Annotated in this window: 16 protein-coding genes; 12 read left to right on the top strand and 4 right to left on the bottom strand. The window is 70.6% G+C overall.

Translation table 11 applies throughout. The features are described from left to right. Window positions 1-109 precede the first annotated feature (109 nt). From MFF64_RS15205 to MFF64_RS15175, 7 genes are read left to right on the top strand one after another with little or no spacing between them, the layout of a single operon-like run. Window positions 110-706 carry a TorD/DmsD family molecular chaperone gene (locus tag MFF64_RS15205; RefSeq protein WP_207768127.1) on the top strand — a complete coding sequence of 199 codons (597 nt, stop codon included), beginning with the start codon at window positions 110-112 and terminating at the stop codon, window positions 704-706. Window positions 707-740: 34 nt separating this feature from the next. Next, the gene (locus tag MFF64_RS15200) at window positions 741-977 is read left to right on the top strand and encodes a formate dehydrogenase (protein ID WP_238191385.1); all 237 of its coding nucleotides are present in this window, start codon (window positions 741-743) and stop codon (window positions 975-977) included. 7 nt (window positions 978-984) lie between these two features. Then, complete coding sequence (locus MFF64_RS15195) at window positions 985-3,927, top strand: formate dehydrogenase subunit alpha (protein ID WP_238191383.1); 2,943 nt, start codon at window positions 985-987, stop codon at window positions 3,925-3,927. Window positions 3,928-3,942: 15 nt separating this feature from the next. Then, the gene (gene fdh3B / locus MFF64_RS15190) at window positions 3,943-4,539 is read left to right on the top strand and encodes a formate dehydrogenase FDH3 subunit beta (protein WP_048442646.1); all 597 of its coding nucleotides are present in this window, start codon (window positions 3,943-3,945) and stop codon (window positions 4,537-4,539) included. A gap of 13 nt (window positions 4,540-4,552) precedes the next feature. Then, window positions 4,553-5,554 (top strand): formate dehydrogenase subunit gamma, encoded by a 1,002-nt coding sequence (locus MFF64_RS15185; protein WP_099907625.1) that lies wholly within the window; start codon window positions 4,553-4,555, stop codon window positions 5,552-5,554. A gap of 34 nt (window positions 5,555-5,588) precedes the next feature. Further along, window positions 5,589-5,816, top strand: coding sequence for a hypothetical protein (locus MFF64_RS15180; protein WP_099907627.1), 228 nt, complete (start codon window positions 5,589-5,591; stop codon window positions 5,814-5,816). Continuing rightward, window positions 5,813-6,325 carry a hypothetical protein gene (locus tag MFF64_RS15175; protein WP_238191381.1) on the top strand — a complete coding sequence of 171 codons (513 nt, stop codon included), beginning with the start codon at window positions 5,813-5,815 and terminating at the stop codon, window positions 6,323-6,325. Before MFF64_RS15180 ends, MFF64_RS15175 begins: the two co-directional genes overlap by 4 nt. A 292-nt stretch (window positions 6,326-6,617) precedes the next feature. Here MFF64_RS15175 and MFF64_RS15170 read toward each other — a convergent pair whose 3' ends face one another. Further along, complete coding sequence (locus MFF64_RS15170; RefSeq protein ID WP_099907628.1) at window positions 6,618-8,477, bottom strand: ABC transporter ATP-binding protein; 1,860 nt, start codon at window positions 8,475-8,477, stop codon at window positions 6,618-6,620. A 123-nt stretch (window positions 8,478-8,600) separates the two neighbouring features. Here MFF64_RS15170 and MFF64_RS15165 point away from each other — a divergent pair, with 123 nt between their 5' ends. Genes MFF64_RS15165 through MFF64_RS15150 form a run of 4 tightly spaced genes read left to right on the top strand, consistent with a single transcriptional unit; the run spans window position 8,601 to window position 12,135 of the window. Next, the gene (locus MFF64_RS15165; RefSeq protein WP_099907630.1) at window positions 8,601-9,056 is read left to right on the top strand and encodes a tRNA (cytidine(34)-2'-O)-methyltransferase; all 456 of its coding nucleotides are present in this window, start codon (window positions 8,601-8,603) and stop codon (window positions 9,054-9,056) included. A gap of 55 nt (window positions 9,057-9,111) precedes the next feature. Beyond that, entirely contained in the window at window positions 9,112-10,008 is an 897-nt protein-coding gene (gene hemF, locus MFF64_RS15160; protein WP_099907632.1) for an oxygen-dependent coproporphyrinogen oxidase, read from the top strand. 10 nt (window positions 10,009-10,018) lie between these two features. Then, the gene (locus MFF64_RS15155; protein ID WP_099907634.1) at window positions 10,019-10,927 is read left to right on the top strand and encodes a DMT family transporter; all 909 of its coding nucleotides are present in this window, start codon (window positions 10,019-10,021) and stop codon (window positions 10,925-10,927) included. 32 nt (window positions 10,928-10,959) lie between these two features. Further along, window positions 10,960-12,135, top strand: coding sequence for a vWA domain-containing protein (locus MFF64_RS15150; RefSeq protein ID WP_099907639.1), 1,176 nt, complete (start codon window positions 10,960-10,962; stop codon window positions 12,133-12,135). Between the two features lie 4 nt (window positions 12,136-12,139). Here the strand turns inward: MFF64_RS15150 and MFF64_RS37845 are convergent, their stop codons facing one another. From MFF64_RS37845 to MFF64_RS15135, 3 genes are all read right to left on the bottom strand, one after another. Next, a complete protein-coding gene (locus MFF64_RS37845; RefSeq protein WP_099907636.1) occupies window positions 12,140-13,213 on the bottom strand; it encodes a methyl-accepting chemotaxis protein in 1,074 nt (357 codons plus the stop codon). Window positions 13,214-13,439: 226 nt separating this feature from the next. Beyond that, window positions 13,440-13,760 carry a 2Fe-2S iron-sulfur cluster-binding protein gene (locus tag MFF64_RS15140; protein WP_093566727.1) on the bottom strand — a complete coding sequence of 107 codons (321 nt, stop codon included), beginning with the start codon at window positions 13,758-13,760 and terminating at the stop codon, window positions 13,440-13,442. 164 nt (window positions 13,761-13,924) lie between these two features. Beyond that, complete coding sequence (locus MFF64_RS15135) at window positions 13,925-14,242, bottom strand: Hpt domain-containing protein (protein ID WP_099900567.1); 318 nt, start codon at window positions 14,240-14,242, stop codon at window positions 13,925-13,927. 443 nt (window positions 14,243-14,685) lie between these two features. Between MFF64_RS15135 and MFF64_RS15130 the strand changes: the two genes are divergently transcribed. Then, window positions 14,686-16,963: apolipoprotein A-IV repeat region-like domain-containing protein (locus MFF64_RS15130; protein ID WP_238191380.1), on the top strand; the 2,278-nt coding region annotated here is incomplete at its 3' end.

Raw genomic sequence — 16,963 nt, 5'->3', positions numbered from 1 at the left:
CACTGATTTCCGGCTATGGTGCCGGCCACAGGGTGCCGCATCCTCCAAATGATGGAGGCGGATGAAAACCCGCAGCCGCCGAGGGGCTGACATTACGTTGCGCGAGGTGATGGTGAACCAGGAGCCCGATCCGGTCGACGAGATCGACGCTCTGCGCGCGCAGGAATACGACCTCCTGGCCGCCTTGCTCGGACGTGCGCCGAGTCAAGACTTGCTCACGACGCTGCAGAACCTGGACGGTGACGCGACGCCGATCGGCCAGGCCCATGCCGCCCTCGGCCGCGCCGCCCGGGAGGCGGAGATGCGCGCGGTCGGCCGCGACTACTTCGCCCTGTTCATCGGTGTCGGGCGCGGGCTGATCATGCCCTATGCCTCCTACTACCTCACCGGCTTCCTCAACGAGCGGCCGCTCGCCCGGGTGCGCCAGGACTTCGCAACGCTCGGGCTCGAGCGGGACCCGGCATCGAGCGAGCCGGAGGATCACGCCGCCACCCTGCTCGAGGTGATGGCGGCCCTCGCCGCGCAGCGACTGCCCGCGGAGGCTGGGGCGGATCACCGCTTCTTCGAACGGCATCTGAAGCCGTGGATCGGGCGTTTCTTCACCGACGTTGCGGCGCAGGCCGGAACCCCGTTCTACCGTGCGGTCGGCGAACTCGGCGAGGTGTTCACGACGGTCGAGGCCGAAGCCTTCGCCATGGAGGCGTGAGGTGGACGGCACGGTCACACAGAGGAGAGCCGCGATGCGGCAGGACGACGACACCCGGAAGGACGGGACGGGACTCGGACGGCGGCAGTTCTTCCGCACCCTCGGCGGCGGCACTGCCGCGGCGGCGGCCGCGGTCGCTTCCGTGCCCCTCGGCACCACCGAGGCCCAGGCCTACGACCCGGGCAGCGCCGAGACCCGGTCGCGCTACCGCGAGACCGACCACGTCAAGGCCTTCTATCGCACCAACGGCTACGAGACGCTGAAGAAGTGAGACCGGCATGCTGACCAAGCGCAGGAGCGGCATTGCGGGCCGCGGCAGCCACCAGGCCCTCGCCGCGGGCCTGACCGCCCACACCCTCGACCGCCGCGGCTTCCTGCGGAAATCGGGGCTGGCCGCCGGCGGGCTCGCGGCCCTCGGCACGGTGCGGCTCGGCGCGGTGCGGCAGGCCCAGGCCGCCGGCTCCTCGGCCGATCCGGCTCAAGCCGTGATCCGCAAGAACATCTGCACCCATTGCTCGGTCGGCTGCACCGTCACGGCCGAGGTCGTCAACGGCGTCTGGGTCGGCCAGGAGCCGTCCTGGGCGAGCCCGATCAACCGCGGGGCGCATTGCGCCAAGGGCGCGGCGATCCGCGAGCTCGTCCACAGCGACCGTCGCCTGCGCTACCCGATGAAGATCGTGAACGGCGAGTGGCAACGGGTCTCCTGGGACCAGGCGATCACCGAGATCACCGACAAGCTCCAGGCGATCCGCGCCAAGTCCGGTGCGGATTCGGTCTACTGGCTCGGCTCGGCCAAGTTCACCAACGAGGCCTCGTACCTGTTCCGCAAGTTCGCGGCGTATTGGGGCACCAACAACGTCGACCACCAGGCCCGCATCTGCCACTCGACGACGGTGGCGGGCGTCGCCAACACCTGGGGCTACGGCGCCCAGACGAATTCCTACAACGACATCCGCAACGCCAAAACGATGATCATCCTCGGCGGCAACCCAGCCGAGGCGCACCCGATCTCCATGCAGCACGTGCTGTCGGGCAAGGAGATCAACCGCGCCAACATGATCGTCATCGATCCGCGCTTCACCCGCACGGCGGCGCACGCGACCGAATACGTCCGCATCCGCTCGGGCACCGACATCCCGGTGATCTGGGGCATCCTCTGGCACATCTTCCAGAACGGCTGGGAGGACAAGGACTTCATCAACCAGCGCGTCTACGCGATGGACGACGTCCGCAAGGAAGTCGCGAAGTGGACGCCCGACGAGGTCGAGCGGGTCTCCGGCGTGCCGGGCGAGCAGCTCAAGCGCGTCGCCGAATTGTTCGCCAAGGAAAAACCCGCCACCCTGATCTGGTGCATGGGCGCGACGCAGCACACGGTCGGCACCGCCAACGTGCGGGCGCTGTGCATCCTGTGCCTCGCTACCGGCAATGTGGGCAAGCCGGGCACCGGCGCCAACATCTTCCGCGGCCACACCAACGTCCAGGGCGCCACCGATCTCGGCCTCGATGTGACGACGCTGCCGCTCTATTACGGCCTCGTCGAGGGCGGGTGGAAGCACTGGGCCCGGGTCTGGGAGATCGAGTACGACTGGCTGCAGTCGCGCTTCGACGAGGTTCCCGCCAGCGCCGGCCGCAAGGCCCGCTCGCGCAAGGAGAACATGGAGACCCCCGGGCTCACCTCGACCCGGTGGTTCGATGCCGTCAGCCTGCCCGCCGACCAGGTCGACCAGCGCACGCCGCTCAAGGCCATGATGGTGTTCGGCCACGGCGGCAACACCGTGACCCGGATGCCCGAGGCGGTGAAGGGCATGGCGGAGCTGGAACTGCTCGTCGTGGCCGACCCGCACCCGACCACCTTCGCGGCGATGGATGCCCGCAAGGACAACACCTACCTCCTGCCGATCTGCACCTCGCTCGAGATGGACGGGTCGCGCACCGCCTCGAACCGCTCGATCCAGTGGGGCGAGCAGGTCGTGACGCCGGCCTTCGAGTCGAAGAACGACTACGAGGTGATCTACCGGATGGCGTTGAAGCTCGGCTTCGCCGATTCGCTGTTCAAGAACATCAAGATCGTCAACGGCATTCCGGATGCCGAGGACCTGCTGCGGGAGATCAACCGCGGCGGCTGGTCGACGGGCTATTGCGGCCAGAGCCCCGAGCGCCTGAAGGCGCACATGAAGAACCAGCACAAGTTCGACCTCGTGACCTTGAGGGCACCGAAGGACGATCCTGAGGTCGGCGGCGATTATTACGGCCTGCCGTGGCCGTGCTGGGGCAAGCCGGAGATCCGCCACCCGGGCACCCACATCCTCTACAACACCGCGCTCCACGTGAAGGAGGGCGGCGGCACCTTCCGGGCCCGGTTCGGCACCGAGCGCAACGGCCAGACGCTGCTGGCCGAAGACTCCTTCTCGCAGGGCTCGGACCTGACCGACGGCTACCCGGAATTCACCTTCGGGGTGTTCCGCAAGCTCGGCTGGGACAAGGACCTGACGGGGGACGAGCTGGCGACGATCCAGCGGATCGGCGGCAACAACCCGGACGCGGTCAGCTGGGCGACCGACCTGTCGGGCGGCATCCAGCGGGTCTGCCTCGATCACGGCGTGATCCCGTTCGGCAACGGCAAGGCCCGGGCGAACGCCTGGAACCTGCCCGACCCGGTGCCGGTTCACCGCGAGCCGGTCTACTCGCCCCGGCCCGACCTCGTCGCCAAGTACCCGACCCGGCCGGACGAGCGGCAGTTCCGCATGCCGAATGTCGGCTTCTCGGTGCAGAAGGCGGCGGTCGATCGCGGGGTGTCGAAGCAGTTCCCGATCATCCTGTCGTCCGGCCGACTCGTCGAGTACGAGGGCGGTGGCGAGGAGACCCGCTCGAACCCCTGGCTCGCCGAGCTGCAGCAGGACATGTTCGTCGAGGTCAACACCCAGGATGCGGCCGAGCGCGGCATCAAGGACGGCCAGTTCGTCTGGGTCTACGGCCCGGAGAATACCTCGAAGGCCAAGGTGAAGGCGCTCGTCACCGACCGCGTCGCCAAGGGCGTGGCCTGGATGCCGTTCCACTTCTCGGGCTGGTACCAGGGCAAGGACATGCGGGAATTCTACCCGAAGGGCGCCGACCCGGTGGTGCTGGGCGAGAGCGTGAACACCGTGACCACCTACGGCTTCGACCCGGTGACGGGCATGCAGGAGACCAAGGTGACCCTCTGTCAGATCAGCGCGGCGTAAAGGGAGGGGATCCTCATGGCGCGAATGAAGTTCCTCTGCGACGCGGACCGCTGCATCGAGTGCAACGCCTGCGTCACCGCCTGCAAGAACGAGCACGAGGTGCCGTGGGGCATCAACCGTCGCCGGGTCATCACCCTCAACGACGGCAAGCCCGGCGAGCGCTCGGTCTCGATGGCCTGCATGCACTGCACCGACGCGCCCTGCGCGGCGGTGTGCCCGGTGAATTGCTTCTACACCACGGCCGACGCCGTGGTGCTGCACTCCAAGGACCTGTGCATCGGCTGCGGCTACTGCTTCTACGCCTGCCCGTTCGGGGCGCCGCAATACCCGCGGGTCGGGAATTTCGGCTCCCGCGGCAAGATGGACAAGTGCACCTACTGCTCGGGCGGTCCGGAGGTCGACCTCTCGGTCGCCGAGTACGAGAAGTACGGCTCGAACCGCCTCGCGGAGGGCAAGCTGCCGCTCTGCGCCGAGATGTGCTCGACCAAGTCGCTGCTCGCCGGTGACGGCGAGATGATCGCCCAGATCTACAAGGAGCGGGTGATCAAGCGCGGCTACGGCTCGGGCGCCTGGGGCTGGAAGACGGCCTACCGCGAGACGATCGCGATCTGAGGGAACGACGCCGATGCGCAGGCTGACCTCCATCGCCCTCCTGGCGGCGACCCTGGCGCTGACGGTCCCCGCCGTCGCCCAGGTGCGCGCCCCGGACGGCGCCCCCAACCCGACCGCCTCCTCGGTCAACGAGGAGATGCTGTTCAAGCAGGACCCGAAGATCCACGGCCGGATCTCGATCCCGAACGCCACCGCCGCCAACCTGATCCAGCCGCAAGGGCGGGAGTGGCGCGAGTTCCGCGAATCCTGGCTTCCCTGGATCGGGGGGCTGGTGGTGCTCGGCATGCTCGCCGCGCTCGGCCTGTTCTACTTCACCCGCGGCCGCATCCGCCTCGAGCACAGCGAGGAGTCGGGCAAGAAGATCCTGCGCTTCAACAGCTTCGAGCGTTTCTCGCACTGGATGACGGCGACCTGCTTCATCATCCTGTCGCTCTCAGGCCTGAACTACATCTTCGGCAAGCGCCTGCTGATGCCGCTGATCGGGCCGGAGGCGTTCGCGACCCTGGCCCAATACGGCAAGTACGCGCATATCTACCTCGCCTGGCCGTTCATGCTCGGCGTGCTGTTCATGCTCGTGCTCTGGATCAAGGACAACATCCCGGGCAAGATCGACTGGATCTGGCTCAAGCAGGGCGGCGGCCTTCTGGGCGACGCGCATCCGAGCGCCGGCCGCTTCAATGCCGGCCAGAAGATGGTGTTCTGGATGGTGGTCGGCTTCGGGCTGGCCATGGGCGCCACCGGCATCATGATGATCTTCCCGTTCGCGGCGACCGACATCAACGGGATGCAGATCATGCAGGTGATCCACTCGCTGATCGGCGTTGTGTTCATCGCCGGCATCCTGGCCCACATCTATATCGGGTCGCTGGGCATGGAGGGCGCCTACGACGCCATGGGCAGCGGCGAGGTGGACCTGGCCTGGGCCAAGGTGCACCACGACCTCTGGGTCAAGGAACAGCAGGCCAAGACCGCGAGCGGGCCGCAGCTCGGCCGCGGCCAGGTTCCTGCCGAATGATGTCCCGGCCGAACAAGCGGGTGCGGAGAGAGCGATGAAAGCCTTCCTGGTCGCGGTGGCGATGGCGGTGGTGCTGGCGACCGCAGCGAGCTTCCTGCTCGCCGAGAACCAGCGCTTCGCCTACCAGGCCTTCGCCACCTCCGGCGCCCGGGTCTCGGACCCTGGCACCAACCTCGTCGGTCCGCGTTGGACCGGCGACATCAAGGATCCGGGCGGAGCAGGCCACAAGCCGGCCGGCCACAAGGCGGAGGCGGGCTCGTGAGCCGCATCAGCATCATCCTCGCCGCTGCCGGCCTCGCCGCCAGCCTGAGCGCCGCCCAGGCCGCCGGGCCGCCGGCGAATCTGTGCCAGGAGCTCCTCGCCTTCGTTCATCCGAAGGCGCCGGATACGCCTCCCGCGAGCGCCGCGCAGCCCGCGGCGGCGGCCGTGCAGGCGCCCGACCGCGGCGAGGCGCAGCAGCCGAGCAGCGGCGCCGGCGAGACGCAGCAGAAATCGGGCCTGAGCGGGCCGGTGGCCCAGACCGGGCCCGGCGCTTCCGGCCCGCAGGGCCAGGCTCAGGCCCAATCCCAGGCCGCCCCCGCCCCGGCCGGGGCTCCGGCGCAGAAGAAGCCGACCCCGGAGCAGGTCGCGCAGGCCGACGCGGCGGCCGCGGCCAACGACATCCAGGCCTGCCGGGCGGCGGCGCAGTCGATCCGACGGGCCGGGGTGGTGATGCCGGCGCCGCTGATCGCACTGTCGGCGCTCGATCCGAAGTTTTTTGCGCAGCAGTGATCGCGCCGGGACTCTGTTTGCTTGATGTAAGCAGCGTCGCAAGCGTCGACGTCATCTCACCACGATCTCAGGATGAGATCGCGGGTGAGATGACGTCGACAAATTAAGTCAAACCATCCTTGGTTTTATCTTACGAGTTGCTTACCACTGCTACATCGTCATCGGTTCCGCTGCGCGGCCTCGGGATGACGCGGAGAGTGAAAATCCTGCCGCGTGGTCGAAGAAGATCTCACTGATATCTGGCAGTGAGATCTTCTCCGATTCCGGTCTCAAGGCGCGAACGTCGCCCCGCCTACTCCGCTGCCGCCCGCTCCTCGTCCTCTCCCAGGAACCCGCCGGATTGCCGCGCCCACAAGCGCGCGTAGAGCCCACCGGCCTTGACCAGGTCGGCGTGCCGCCCCTCCTCGACGATCCGGCCGCGATCCAGCACCACCAGCCGGTCGAGGGCCGCGATGGTCGAGAGGCGGTGCGCGATGGCGAGCACGGTCTTGCCCTGCATCAGCCGATCGAGGGAGCTCTGGATCGCCGCCTCGACCTCCGAATCGAGGGCCGAGGTCGCCTCGTCGAGGATCAGGATCGGCGCGTCCTTCAGGATCACCCGGGCGATGGCGATGCGCTGGCGCTGGCCGCCCGACAGCTTGACGCCGCGCTCGCCGACCTGGGCGTCGTAGCCGCCGCGGCCCTTGTGGTCGGTGAGATCGCGGATGAAGGCGTCGGCATGCGCCGCCTTGGCCGCCTCGGTGATCCCCGCCTCGGTCGCGTCCTCGCGGCCATACGCGATGTTGTCGCGGATCGAGCGGTGGAGCAGCGAGGTGTCCTGCGTCACCACGGCGATCTGCCGGCGCAGCGAGGCTTGCGTCACCTCCGCGATGTCCTGCCCGTCGATCAGGATGCGGCCGCCCTCGAGGTCGTGCAGGCGCAGAAGCAGCGAGGTCAGCGTGGTCTTGCCCGCCCCGCTCGGGCCGACGAGGCCGACCTTCTCGCCGGCAGCGATCCGCAAGGTCAGATCCTTGATGATCCCGGCCTCCTCCCGGCCGTAATGGAAGCTGACGCCCTCGAAGCGCACCTCGCCGCCCGTCACCGCGAGGTCGCGGGCATCCGGCCGGTCGGTGAGCGCGTGCGGGCGGGCGATGGTCTGCATGCTCTCCTGCACCACGCCGATATGCTCGAACAGCCCGCGCACGGTCTGCATCACCCAGCCCGACATCGCGATCAGCCGCAGCACCAGGGCGAGGCCCGCCGCGCCCTCCCCGGTCGTCATCTGCCCGCGCGACCACAGGGCCAGCACCACCCCGGCGGTCGCGACGATCAGGCCGCTGTTGAGGAGCGAGAGCGTGCCGGTCACCGCCGTGACGAGACGGAAGGAATGCAGGTAGGCGTCGGTGTGCTCGATCGTGGCCGCGCGCACCGCCGAGCGCTCCTCGCGATCGCGGGCGAACAGCTTGACGGTCAGGATGTTGGTGTAGCTGTCGACGATGCGCCCGATGAGGACCGAGCGGGTATCGGCGACCGTGAGCGAGCGCGCCCGGGCGCGGGGCACGAAGTAGGTGGTCAGCCCCGCATAGGCCAGGATCCAGACGACGACCGGCAGCATCAGCCACGGGCTGATCGACCCGAACAGGCTGACCGCCGTGACCGCGAAGATCGCGACGTAGAGCAGGGTGTCGATGACCACGATGGCGAGCTCGCGCACCGCCACCCCGACCTGCGTCACCCGGTTGGCGAGCCGCCCGGCGAAATCGGCCTGGAAGTACGACAGGGCATGGCCGAGGGTGTAGAGATGGGTGCGCCACCGGATCAGGCCGGTGGTCTGCGGCACCACGAGCTGGTTCGACAGCACCTCGTGCAGCCAGGCGAGGAGCGGCCGCACTACCAGGATCAGGCCGGCGGCCAGCATCAACCCGGTGCCGTGGTCGCGCCACAGGTTTTCCGGGCCGGACCGGGCCAGGATGTCGACGAACCAGCCCATCAGCAGGTAGAGCGAGGCCTCGACGCTGCCGGCGGCGAGCGCCGCCACGAACAGCACCGCCAGGGGTTCGCGCACCGGCCGCAGGTAGAACCAGGCGAAGCCCGCCACCGTGTCAGGCGGGCGGCGCGCCTCATCGAAGGGGGCGAAGGGATCGATGCGGCGCTCGAGCCAGTCGAGGAACATGCGGGGTACCCAGGGTGACGGGTGTCTCAGCTATGCGGCGGCGGCCCGACGCCAACCGGGGGGTGATGCCGCAGGCCGCTGACCGGCATATGACGGGGCATCGGACCTGACATTCCCGGAACCATGCTGCGCCTCGCCCTCTACCAGCCCGACATCCCGCAGAACACCGGCACGATGCTGCGCCTCGCCGCCTGCCTCGGCGTCGCCGTCGAGATCATCGAGCCGGCGGGGTTCGACGTCTCGGACCGCCACCTGCGCCGCTCCGGCCTCGACTACCTCGACCACGTCGCGATCACCCGTCACCGCTCCTACGCCGCCTTCGATGCCTGGCGCCGGGAGGCCGGGACTCGCCTGGTGCTCGCCACCACCACCGGCTCGGTGCCCTACACGGCGCACGCCTTCCGGGACGGCGACTGCCTGATGGTCGGGCGCGAATCGGCCGGGGTGCCGGAGGCGGTCCACGCCGATGCCGAGGCCCGGGTGGCGATCCCGATGCAGGCCGGGATGCGCTCGCTCAACGTGGCGGTGGCGGCCGGGATGATCCTGGGCGAGGGCCTGCGCCAGCTCGGCGCCGTCTGATGCCTCGGCCGTCAGACGCCTTGGCCCGCGCCCGCCGGTATGGGATGAGACATCCATGACCGAAGCCGCTCCCGACATCGCCGCGCTCAAGACCGAGGCGACCACCTGGTTCTCCACCCTGCGCGACCGGATCTGCACCGCCTTCGAGCGCCTGGAGGAGGAGGCGACGGGGCCGTTCGCCCCCGAAGCCGGCAGGCCGGGGCGGTTCGAGCGCACGCCCTGGGAGCGCCAGGACCATTCCGGCGCGCCGGGCGGCGGCGGCACCATGGCGATGCTGCGCGGCCGGGTGTTCGAGAAGTGCGGCGTGCACGTCTCGGCGGTGCACGGCGAGTTCGCCCCCGAGTTCCGCGGGCAGATCCCGGGCGCCGCGGAGGATCCGCGCTTCTTCGCCACCGGCCTCTCGCTGATCGCCCATCCGTGGAACCCGCACGTGCCGACCGTGCACATGAACACCCGCTTCGTGGTGACGACGAAGCCGTGGTTCGGCGGCGGGGCGGACCTGACCCCGGTCCTCGACCGGCGCCGAAACCAGGAGGATCCGGACACGGTCGCGTTCCATGCCGCGTTCGAGGAGGCCTGCGGCAAGCACCCGGCCGCGGATTACGCCCGCTACAAGGCCTGGTGCGACGAGTACTTCCACCTCAAGCACCGCAACGAGCCGCGCGGCATCGGCGGCATCTTCTACGACTATCACTGGACCGGCGAACCGGCGGCGGACCTCGCCTTCACCCGCGAGGTGGGCGAGGCCTTCCTGCGGATCTATCCCGAGATCGTGCGGCGCAACCTCGCCACCCCCTGGACCGAGGCCGACCGCCACGAGCAGCAGGTGCGCCGCGGCCGCTACGTCGAGTTCAACCTGCTCTACGACCGCGGCACGATCTTCGGCCTGAAGACCGGCGGCAACGTCGCGTCGATCCTGTCCTCAATGCCGCCGACGGTGCGCTGGCCGTAAACGACCCGCGGTGAAACCCCTCCCCGACCTCGCCGCCGTCGTCCTCTGGATGGCCGGCGCCCTGCTGTCGTTCTCGGCGACCGCGATCGCCGTGCGCGAGCTGGCGCCGGCGCTCGGCCTGTTCGACATCCTGGCGGCCCGGGCGGGGGCCGGGGTGGCGATCGTCGGCGCGGTCGCGCTGTTGCGCCGCCGGCCGCTCCCGGCGCGACGGATGCCGCTGCACCTTGCCCGCAACCTCGTCCATTGGGGCGGCAACTACGCCTGGTCTCTCGGTGTCACGCTGCTGCCTCTCGCGGTGGTGTTCGCCCTGGAGTTCACCACGCCGGCCTGGGTCACGCTGCTGGCGGTGCTGATCCTGCGCGAGCGGCTGACCGCGAGCCGGGTCGCGGCGGTGGCCCTCGGCTTCCTCGGCGTGCTGGTGGTGCTGCGGCCAGGTCTGGCTGCATTGCAGCCGGCGAGCCTGGTCGTGCTGGGCGCGGCGGTGATGTTCGCCCTGACCGCGGTCGCCACCAAGGCGCTGACCCGGACCGAGAGCGTGCTGTCGATCCTGTTCTGGATGAACCTGATCCAGCTGCCCCTCAACCTCGCGGCCGGCCGGCTCTTCCCGGCCGTGCCGGTCCAGGCCTTCGAGGGCCGTCACGGGCTGGCGCTGGCGCTTCTCTGCATCGCCGGGCTCACCTCGCACTGGTGCCTGACCAGCGCCTACCGGCGCGGCGACGCCATCCTGGTCATGCCGCTCGATTTCCTGCGAATCCCGCTCATCGCGGTGCTCGGATGGCGCCTCTACGGCGAACCCCTCGACCCATGGCTATTCCTCGGCGCCGGGCTGATCGTCGGCGGCATCGTCTGGAACCTCGCGGCGGAGGCGCGGCGACGGGACCCGGTGCCTCTGCCCGGGGAGACCCGCAAGAGGGCTTGACCGACACGCGCCGCGGCGCGTTGATCGGTGCCATGCTGCTGACCTTCTTCACCGAGCTGCGCGCCGCCAAGGTCCCGGTCTCGCTGCGCGAGTACCTGACCCTGCTCGAGGCCCTCGATCGCGACCTCGCCGACCAGCGGGTCGAGGACTTCTACTATCTCTCCCGCACCGCCCTGGTGAAGGACGAGCGCAACCTCGACAAGTTCGATCGGGTGTTCGGCCGCGTCTTCAAGGGTGTGGTCACGGTCGGGGAGGCGGTGGAGCCGCAAGCCATTCCAGAGGAATGGCTGCGCAAGCTGGCCGAGAAATACCTCACCGAGGAGGAGCGGGCGCAGATCCAGGCGCTGGGCTGGGACAGGCTGTTCGAGACCCTGAAGGAGCGGCTGGCCGAGCAGAAGGGGCGCCACCAGGGCGGCTCGAAATGGATCGGGACCGGGGGCACCTCGCCCTTCGGCGCCTACGGCTACAACCCGGAAGGCATCCGCATCGGCCAGGACGGCAATCGCAACTTCCGGGCCGTGAAGGTCTGGGACCAGCGTACCTTCAAGGACCTGGATGATTCGGCGGAACTCGGCTCGCGCACCATCCGGCTGGCCCTGCGGCGCCTGCGCCGCTTCGCCCGCACCGGCGCGGCGGACGAGCTCGACCTCGACGGCACAATCCGCGAGACTGCCCGCCACGGCATGCTCGATCTCCGCCTGCGGCCGGAGCGGCGCAACGCCGTCAAGGTGCTGCTGTTCCTCGATGTCGGCGGATCGATGGACTGGCACGTCGAGCTGGCCGAGCAGCTCTTCTCCGCCGCCCGCTCCGAGTTCAAGCACTTCGAGCACTTCTACTTCCACAACTGCCTCTACGAGAAAGTCTGGAAGGACAACCGCAGGCGCCATACCGAGGCGACGCCGCTCCTCGACGTGATCCGCACCTACCCGTCCGACTACCGGGTGGTTTTCGTCGGCGACGCGGCGATGTCGCCCTACGAGATCGCGATGGCGGGCGGCTCGGTCGAGCACTGGAACGAGGAGTCCGGCCGGGTGTGGCTCGAGCGGGTGCTGGCCCATTTCCCGAAAGTGGCCTGGCTCAACCCCGTGCCGCAGGCGCAGTGGGGCTACTCGCAGTCGAACGCGATGATCCGCCAGATCGTCTCCGACCGGATGTACCCGCTGACCCTCGACGGCATCGACCAGGCCACGCGGGCCCTGCTCCGTTGAGGCTTCACCCCGCCCCCTGCACGATCACCCCGTACCAGCCGAGACCCCGGTAGGTCTCGTAGCCGGGCGTGCGGTGATAGGCGACGAGGCCCTTGCGGTCTTTCGTCGGCCGGGCGCCGCTGACCGGATCGTCGAGTTCGAGCCGCAGCCGCTCGCTCAGGAGTCCGGTGCCGTCGCTCGCGGCGATCACGCGGTGCGCCGCATCGACGAGCAGCACGCGCGTGCGGGAGCGGTCCTCCGGCACCACACGCACGCCCTGGACGATCGCCTGCGCCTGCGGCTCCCAGTCGAAATGGATCGCCAGCACGCCGACGGGGCGACCCGCGGCCTCGCCGTCCTGGCGCACGCTGGCGCAGTAGGTCGCCACCTGGGCGCTGCCGAGGCGCGGCTCCGTCCGGATGTCGGCCGCCGTGTACTCGTCGCCCGAGGCGAGCGTGGCGGCCTGCCGGAACCAGGGCTCCTGCGCCACGCTCTGGCCGCGCAGGCCGGGGAAACGGTCGGGCCGACCGGTGGCGAGGATGCGGCCGTCGAGGTCGCACAGCCAGAGATCGAGATAGACCGTGTAGGCGGACAGGATCACGCCGAGCCGCTTCTCGGCGAAGGCCGCCGCCGCCGTGCTCGGCTCCGCCGCGCAGGCCACGACCGCGGCGTCGGTCGCCCACCAGCGCACGTCGCAGGTCCGCTCGTAGAGATTGCGGTCGATCAGCTCCACCGCGTTGAGGGCGAGGTCGACCAGGCGCTCGCCCTGCGCCCGGGTCACCAGCCAGGAGACCTGCTCCTGCAGCCCGACGATGCGCCCATCGACGTCGGCTTCCAGCTCCTGGGCGAGACCGGCGATCGCCTCGCCGACGGCACCGACCTCGTTGGCCACCACCGTGAAGCCGCGCCCGTGTTCGCCGACCCGGCTGCTCTCGATGCGGGCGTTGAGGGCCAGCATCTTCACCTGGCTGGTGATCTGGCGGATGCGCTGCGTCTTGTCGTGCGCGGCCTGGCGCAGGGTCGTCGCCGCGGCCGCGATGTCCGACAGGGCGCACCCCTCCCCGGCACGATCGTCGCCCACCCTTCGGGCCTGGTTCATCACGGCGCCCCTCCTCCTCCGGGTCGTCCCCGGATGTCGGCCGTGATCCTCGAACGCCGATGCTTAAGGAATTGCGTGGCCGAGGCGGTCGAGGCCGCTGGCCTGTTCAGTCCCGTCGCGGGGTATGGCCCTGAGGGCGGGACTACGCGCGGCTCGCAACCGGCCCAACCGTAGCTGAGGCATCGCCATTCCTCTACGGAATGCTGAGAACCAGTCCGGGCCCGCCTCAGCCCTGGCGGGCCGGGGTGGTAACGGTGAGGCCGTCGAGCTCGGGCTTGAGCCGGATCTGGCACGACAGGCGGGAACTCGGCCGCACGTCCGAGGCGAAGTCGAGCATGTCCTGCTCCATCGGCTCGGCCGGGCCGACCGCCTCCGCCCAGTCCTCGCCGACATAGACGTGGCAGGTCGCGCAGGCGCAGGCGCCGCCGCATTCCGCATCGATGCCCGGAACGTTGTTGCGGATCGCGGTCTCCATCACGGTCGAGCCGACCTCGCCCTTCACGGTGCGGGGCGTGCCGGCGGCATCGACGTAGGTGATCTGGACCATCTGGGACTCCGGAAGCCTCGAGCGCGGCCGCGGGTCGGACGTAAGGACGCGGCGGGGTCTGATTGGCGGCTGCCGCCCCGGAATGCAAGCGCGCCGTGCGTCGCGCGGCATACGCGTCGCAGCATGGCTCGCGGCGTGGAGCGCGAGGCCTGGAGCCTGAGGGCTCAGAGAAGCGCCAGCGTCTCCTGCACCGTCCCGGCCAGGGCCGGCGCGAGGGCGCGCGCCGTCTCTCCGTCGCCGGCCCGCAGGGCTGCTTCGAGCCGCCCGGCCAGTGCCGCCACGCGGGCGGCACCGATGCCGAGGGCGGACCCTTTCAGGGTATGGGCGAGGTCCGCCCGGGCGTCGGGCGCCAGGTCCAGATCGGACAGCCCGGGCACCAGCCGGTCGCACTGGCCTGCGAACAGCGCCAGCACCTCGCGGGCGAGGTCGGCGTCGCCGAAGGTCTGCCGGTCGAGATGCGCGCGGTCGAGGAGCGGTTCCATCGGGGCCTCTCGCGTGAGCCTGTCGGAGGGGATCGTCGGGAGGGACCAGGCCAGATCCCGCAGGCCTTGGCCGGATGCAAGGTCCCGAAGCACGCGCGGCTGTGGGCGGAGAGGTTCCGGCGGATCCGGTGGAAGTCTGTCCACAGCGCGATCGCGGCTCGCCCGGTCCCGTCCTCCGGCCGGCAAAGCCGAGACTCTGCGGCAGGATAGCGGGATCGGGCGCGGCGCGCCGGACACATGGTAACCATTCCGTTAAGCTTTTTGGGAGGGTTGGCGCGGTCCGGGTATCCGGCTGGTACTCCTTGCGTCTAAGGTTCTCGTGGTAAACCGCTGAGATCGCGCCGGCTGGCGGCACGGCGCGGGTTTCGCGGGATCTCGGGATGATGCGGCGCGGCGACCCTCACGGGCCGCCCGGCGGCGTTCACGGCGTAACGAGGCGTTCGATGGCGACGGAAAAGAAGCTCAAGGATCCGGCGGAAGCGGCGCTGTCGGCGATTGAGCAGGCCCTGAACCTGGACCATCCGGCGGGGCCCGACGCCCGATCGCCCGACGCCCGATCGACGGACGTTGCCGACGGCAGCCGGGTCGAGCCCCGCCTGCCCGACGTGCACGATTCCGACCCCTTGTCCGATCCCCTTTCGAATCCCGGCGCCGTCCGCGAGCCCGGCTTCGACGGCAGTTCCCTTCCCGCGTCCCGCGACGGCCGCCGCGAGGGTGGGCTCCTGCCGCCCGACCGCTCCCTCGTCGCCAACGACGACCGCCGCAGCGTCGGGGCCCTGCAGCAGACCCTGCGGATCGAGCCTTCGCGCGCGCCCTACGTCGTCGCGAGCCTCGCCGCCCTCGTCTGGCTCGCCGGCTTCGCGGCCCTCGCCTGGAGCCAGTCCGGCGGCGACCTGCGCGGCTTCGCCTCAGGGCTCAGCGGCCTCCAGGGTGCGATCGGCGCGGCGGCGGTGCTCGCCCCGGTTATGCTGTTCTTCATCGCCGCCATGCTGGCGGTGCGCGCCCAGGAGATGCGTCACGTCGCTCGCGCGGTCGGCGAGGTGGCGATCCGGCTCGCCGAGCCCGAGGGGTTCTCCACCGACGCGGTCCTGACCATGTCGCAGGCGGTCCGCCGCGAGGTCGCGGCGGTCGGCGACGGCGTCGAGCGGGCGCTCGCCCGCGCCGGCGAGCTCGAGACCCTGGTGCGCGGCGAGATCTCGACCCTGGAGCGCGCCTATTCGGACAACGAGATCCGCATCCGCTCCCTCGTCGAGGAGCTGGTGGCGCAGCGCGAGTCGATCGTCGCCAATGCCGAGCGGGTGCGCGGCGCGATCCAGGGCTCGCACCAGAACCTGACCCAGGAGCTCGACACCGCCGCCGAGCGCATCGTCACGGCCGTCGACGGTGCCGGCGAGCGGGTCACCGCCGCGCTCGGCGCCCGCGGCGAGGCGATCACGGCGGCGATCGGCGATCGCGGCGAGGCGGTTACGGCCGCCTTGGCAGCCACCGGCGACCGGGTGGTCGAGGCGGTGGCGGGCCGCGGCGACGACCTGGTGCAGCGCCTCGTCGCCACCAGCGAGGGGGTGAAGTCCGATCTCGGCACCGTCGGCGACTCGTTGAGCCGCGCGCTCGAGAGCCGGGCGGTCGAGGTCACGGAGGCGTTCGAGCGCACCGGCGGCCTCCTCACCCGCACGCTCGCCGAGAATGCCGGCACCGTCGCCCGCACCCTGGCGGAGACCGGCGCCGAGGTGATCGAGGCCCTCAACCGCGAGGGCGCCCAGGTCCGCGACACCTTCGAGCGCTCGGCGCAGGGGCTGGAGGAGCGCTTCCTCGCCCGCGGCGGCGACCTCACCGAGCGGTTCGCCGAGACAGGCGCGTCCATCACCGAGCGCTTCGCCGCCTCCGGAAGCGCCATCGCGGCCCATATCTCGGACCGCGGCATCGCGCTGCGCGAGGAGATCGAGCAGGCCGGCGACGGCGTCGCGGCGGCGATCGAGGCCCGGGCGGCGGCGGCCGAGGCCGGGCTCGCCCGCGCCAGCGACGGCGTCATCACCGCCTTCGGCGACCGCGCCACGCGGGTGCGCGACGATCTCTCGACCCTGGTCGAGGACGCCGCCCAGGCCCTCGGCGTGCGCGGGGCCGACCTTGCCGCCCGTCTCGAGGAGACGATCGGGCGCGTCGAGGAGGTGCTGGTCGGCCATGGCGGCAGCCTGGAGCGCAGCCTGGACCAGACCGGAGAGCGCGTCGCCGCCCTGGTGGCCGAGCGCACGGGGGAGGCCGAGGGCCGGATCGGCCAGGCCCTCGATGGGCTGGCCACCGCCTTCGAGATCCGGAGCCGCGACCTCGCCGAGGGCTTCGACCGGCGCACGCAGGAGACGCAAGCCGCACTGGCCCTCGCGGCCGATGCCCTGCAGGGCGGCTTCGAGGCCCGCACCGCCGACGCCGGCGAGGGCCTGCGCCGCACCGCGGACGAGATCGGGGCCGATCTCGACGCCCGCGCCGCCGCCCTGGCCGACAGGTTCCGCGCCGCTGCGGAGGCGGCCACCGGCCATGTCGGCGAGCACACCGAGGAGGCGGCTGCCGCCTTCGCCCGCGCCGCCGAGGAGGCCGGCCACGCTGTGGCGACCCGCGCCCAGTCCCTCGACGCGACCCTGCGCAGCACGATCGAGCACCTGACGCGCCAAGCCGAGGATGTCGCCGCCGCCATCGCGCTGGCTGCGGAGTCCGCCACCGGCGCCCTCG

Source organism: Methylobacterium frigidaeris, assembly GCF_022179185.1.
Classification (GTDB): Bacteria; Pseudomonadota; Alphaproteobacteria; order Rhizobiales; family Beijerinckiaceae; genus Methylobacterium; species Methylobacterium frigidaeris.
Note: the sequence above shows the minus strand (reverse complement) of the source record. Positions and strands in the feature narration are given on the sequence as shown.

Bases quoted from the DNA above. Each gene is read 5' to 3' on its own strand.
- MFF64_RS15205 (WP_207768127.1), top strand. From the start codon at position 110: ATGGTGAACCAGGAGCCCGATCCGGTCGACGAGATCGACGCTCTGCGC.
- MFF64_RS15200 (WP_238191385.1), top strand. From the start codon at position 741: ATGCGGCAGGACGACGACACCCGGAAGGACGGGACGGGACTCGGACGG.
- MFF64_RS15195 (WP_238191383.1), top strand. From the start codon at position 985: ATGCTGACCAAGCGCAGGAGCGGCATTGCGGGCCGCGGCAGCCACCAG.
- fdh3B (WP_048442646.1), top strand. From the start codon at position 3,943: ATGGCGCGAATGAAGTTCCTCTGCGACGCGGACCGCTGCATCGAGTGC.
- MFF64_RS15185 (WP_099907625.1), top strand. From the start codon at position 4,553: ATGCGCAGGCTGACCTCCATCGCCCTCCTGGCGGCGACCCTGGCGCTG.
- MFF64_RS15180 (WP_099907627.1), top strand. From the start codon at position 5,589: ATGAAAGCCTTCCTGGTCGCGGTGGCGATGGCGGTGGTGCTGGCGACC.
- MFF64_RS15170 (WP_099907628.1), bottom strand. From the start codon at position 8,477: ATGTTCCTCGACTGGCTCGAGCGCCGCATCGATCCCTTCGCCCCCTTC.
- MFF64_RS15165 (WP_099907630.1), top strand. From the start codon at position 8,601: ATGCTGCGCCTCGCCCTCTACCAGCCCGACATCCCGCAGAACACCGGC.
- hemF (WP_099907632.1), top strand. From the start codon at position 9,112: ATGACCGAAGCCGCTCCCGACATCGCCGCGCTCAAGACCGAGGCGACC.
- MFF64_RS15150 (WP_099907639.1), top strand. From the start codon at position 10,960: ATGCTGCTGACCTTCTTCACCGAGCTGCGCGCCGCCAAGGTCCCGGTC.
- MFF64_RS37845 (WP_099907636.1), bottom strand. From the start codon at position 13,213: ATGAACCAGGCCCGAAGGGTGGGCGACGATCGTGCCGGGGAGGGGTGC.
- MFF64_RS15140 (WP_093566727.1), bottom strand. From the start codon at position 13,760: ATGGTCCAGATCACCTACGTCGATGCCGCCGGCACGCCCCGCACCGTG.
- MFF64_RS15135 (WP_099900567.1), bottom strand. From the start codon at position 14,242: ATGGAACCGCTCCTCGACCGCGCGCATCTCGACCGGCAGACCTTCGGC.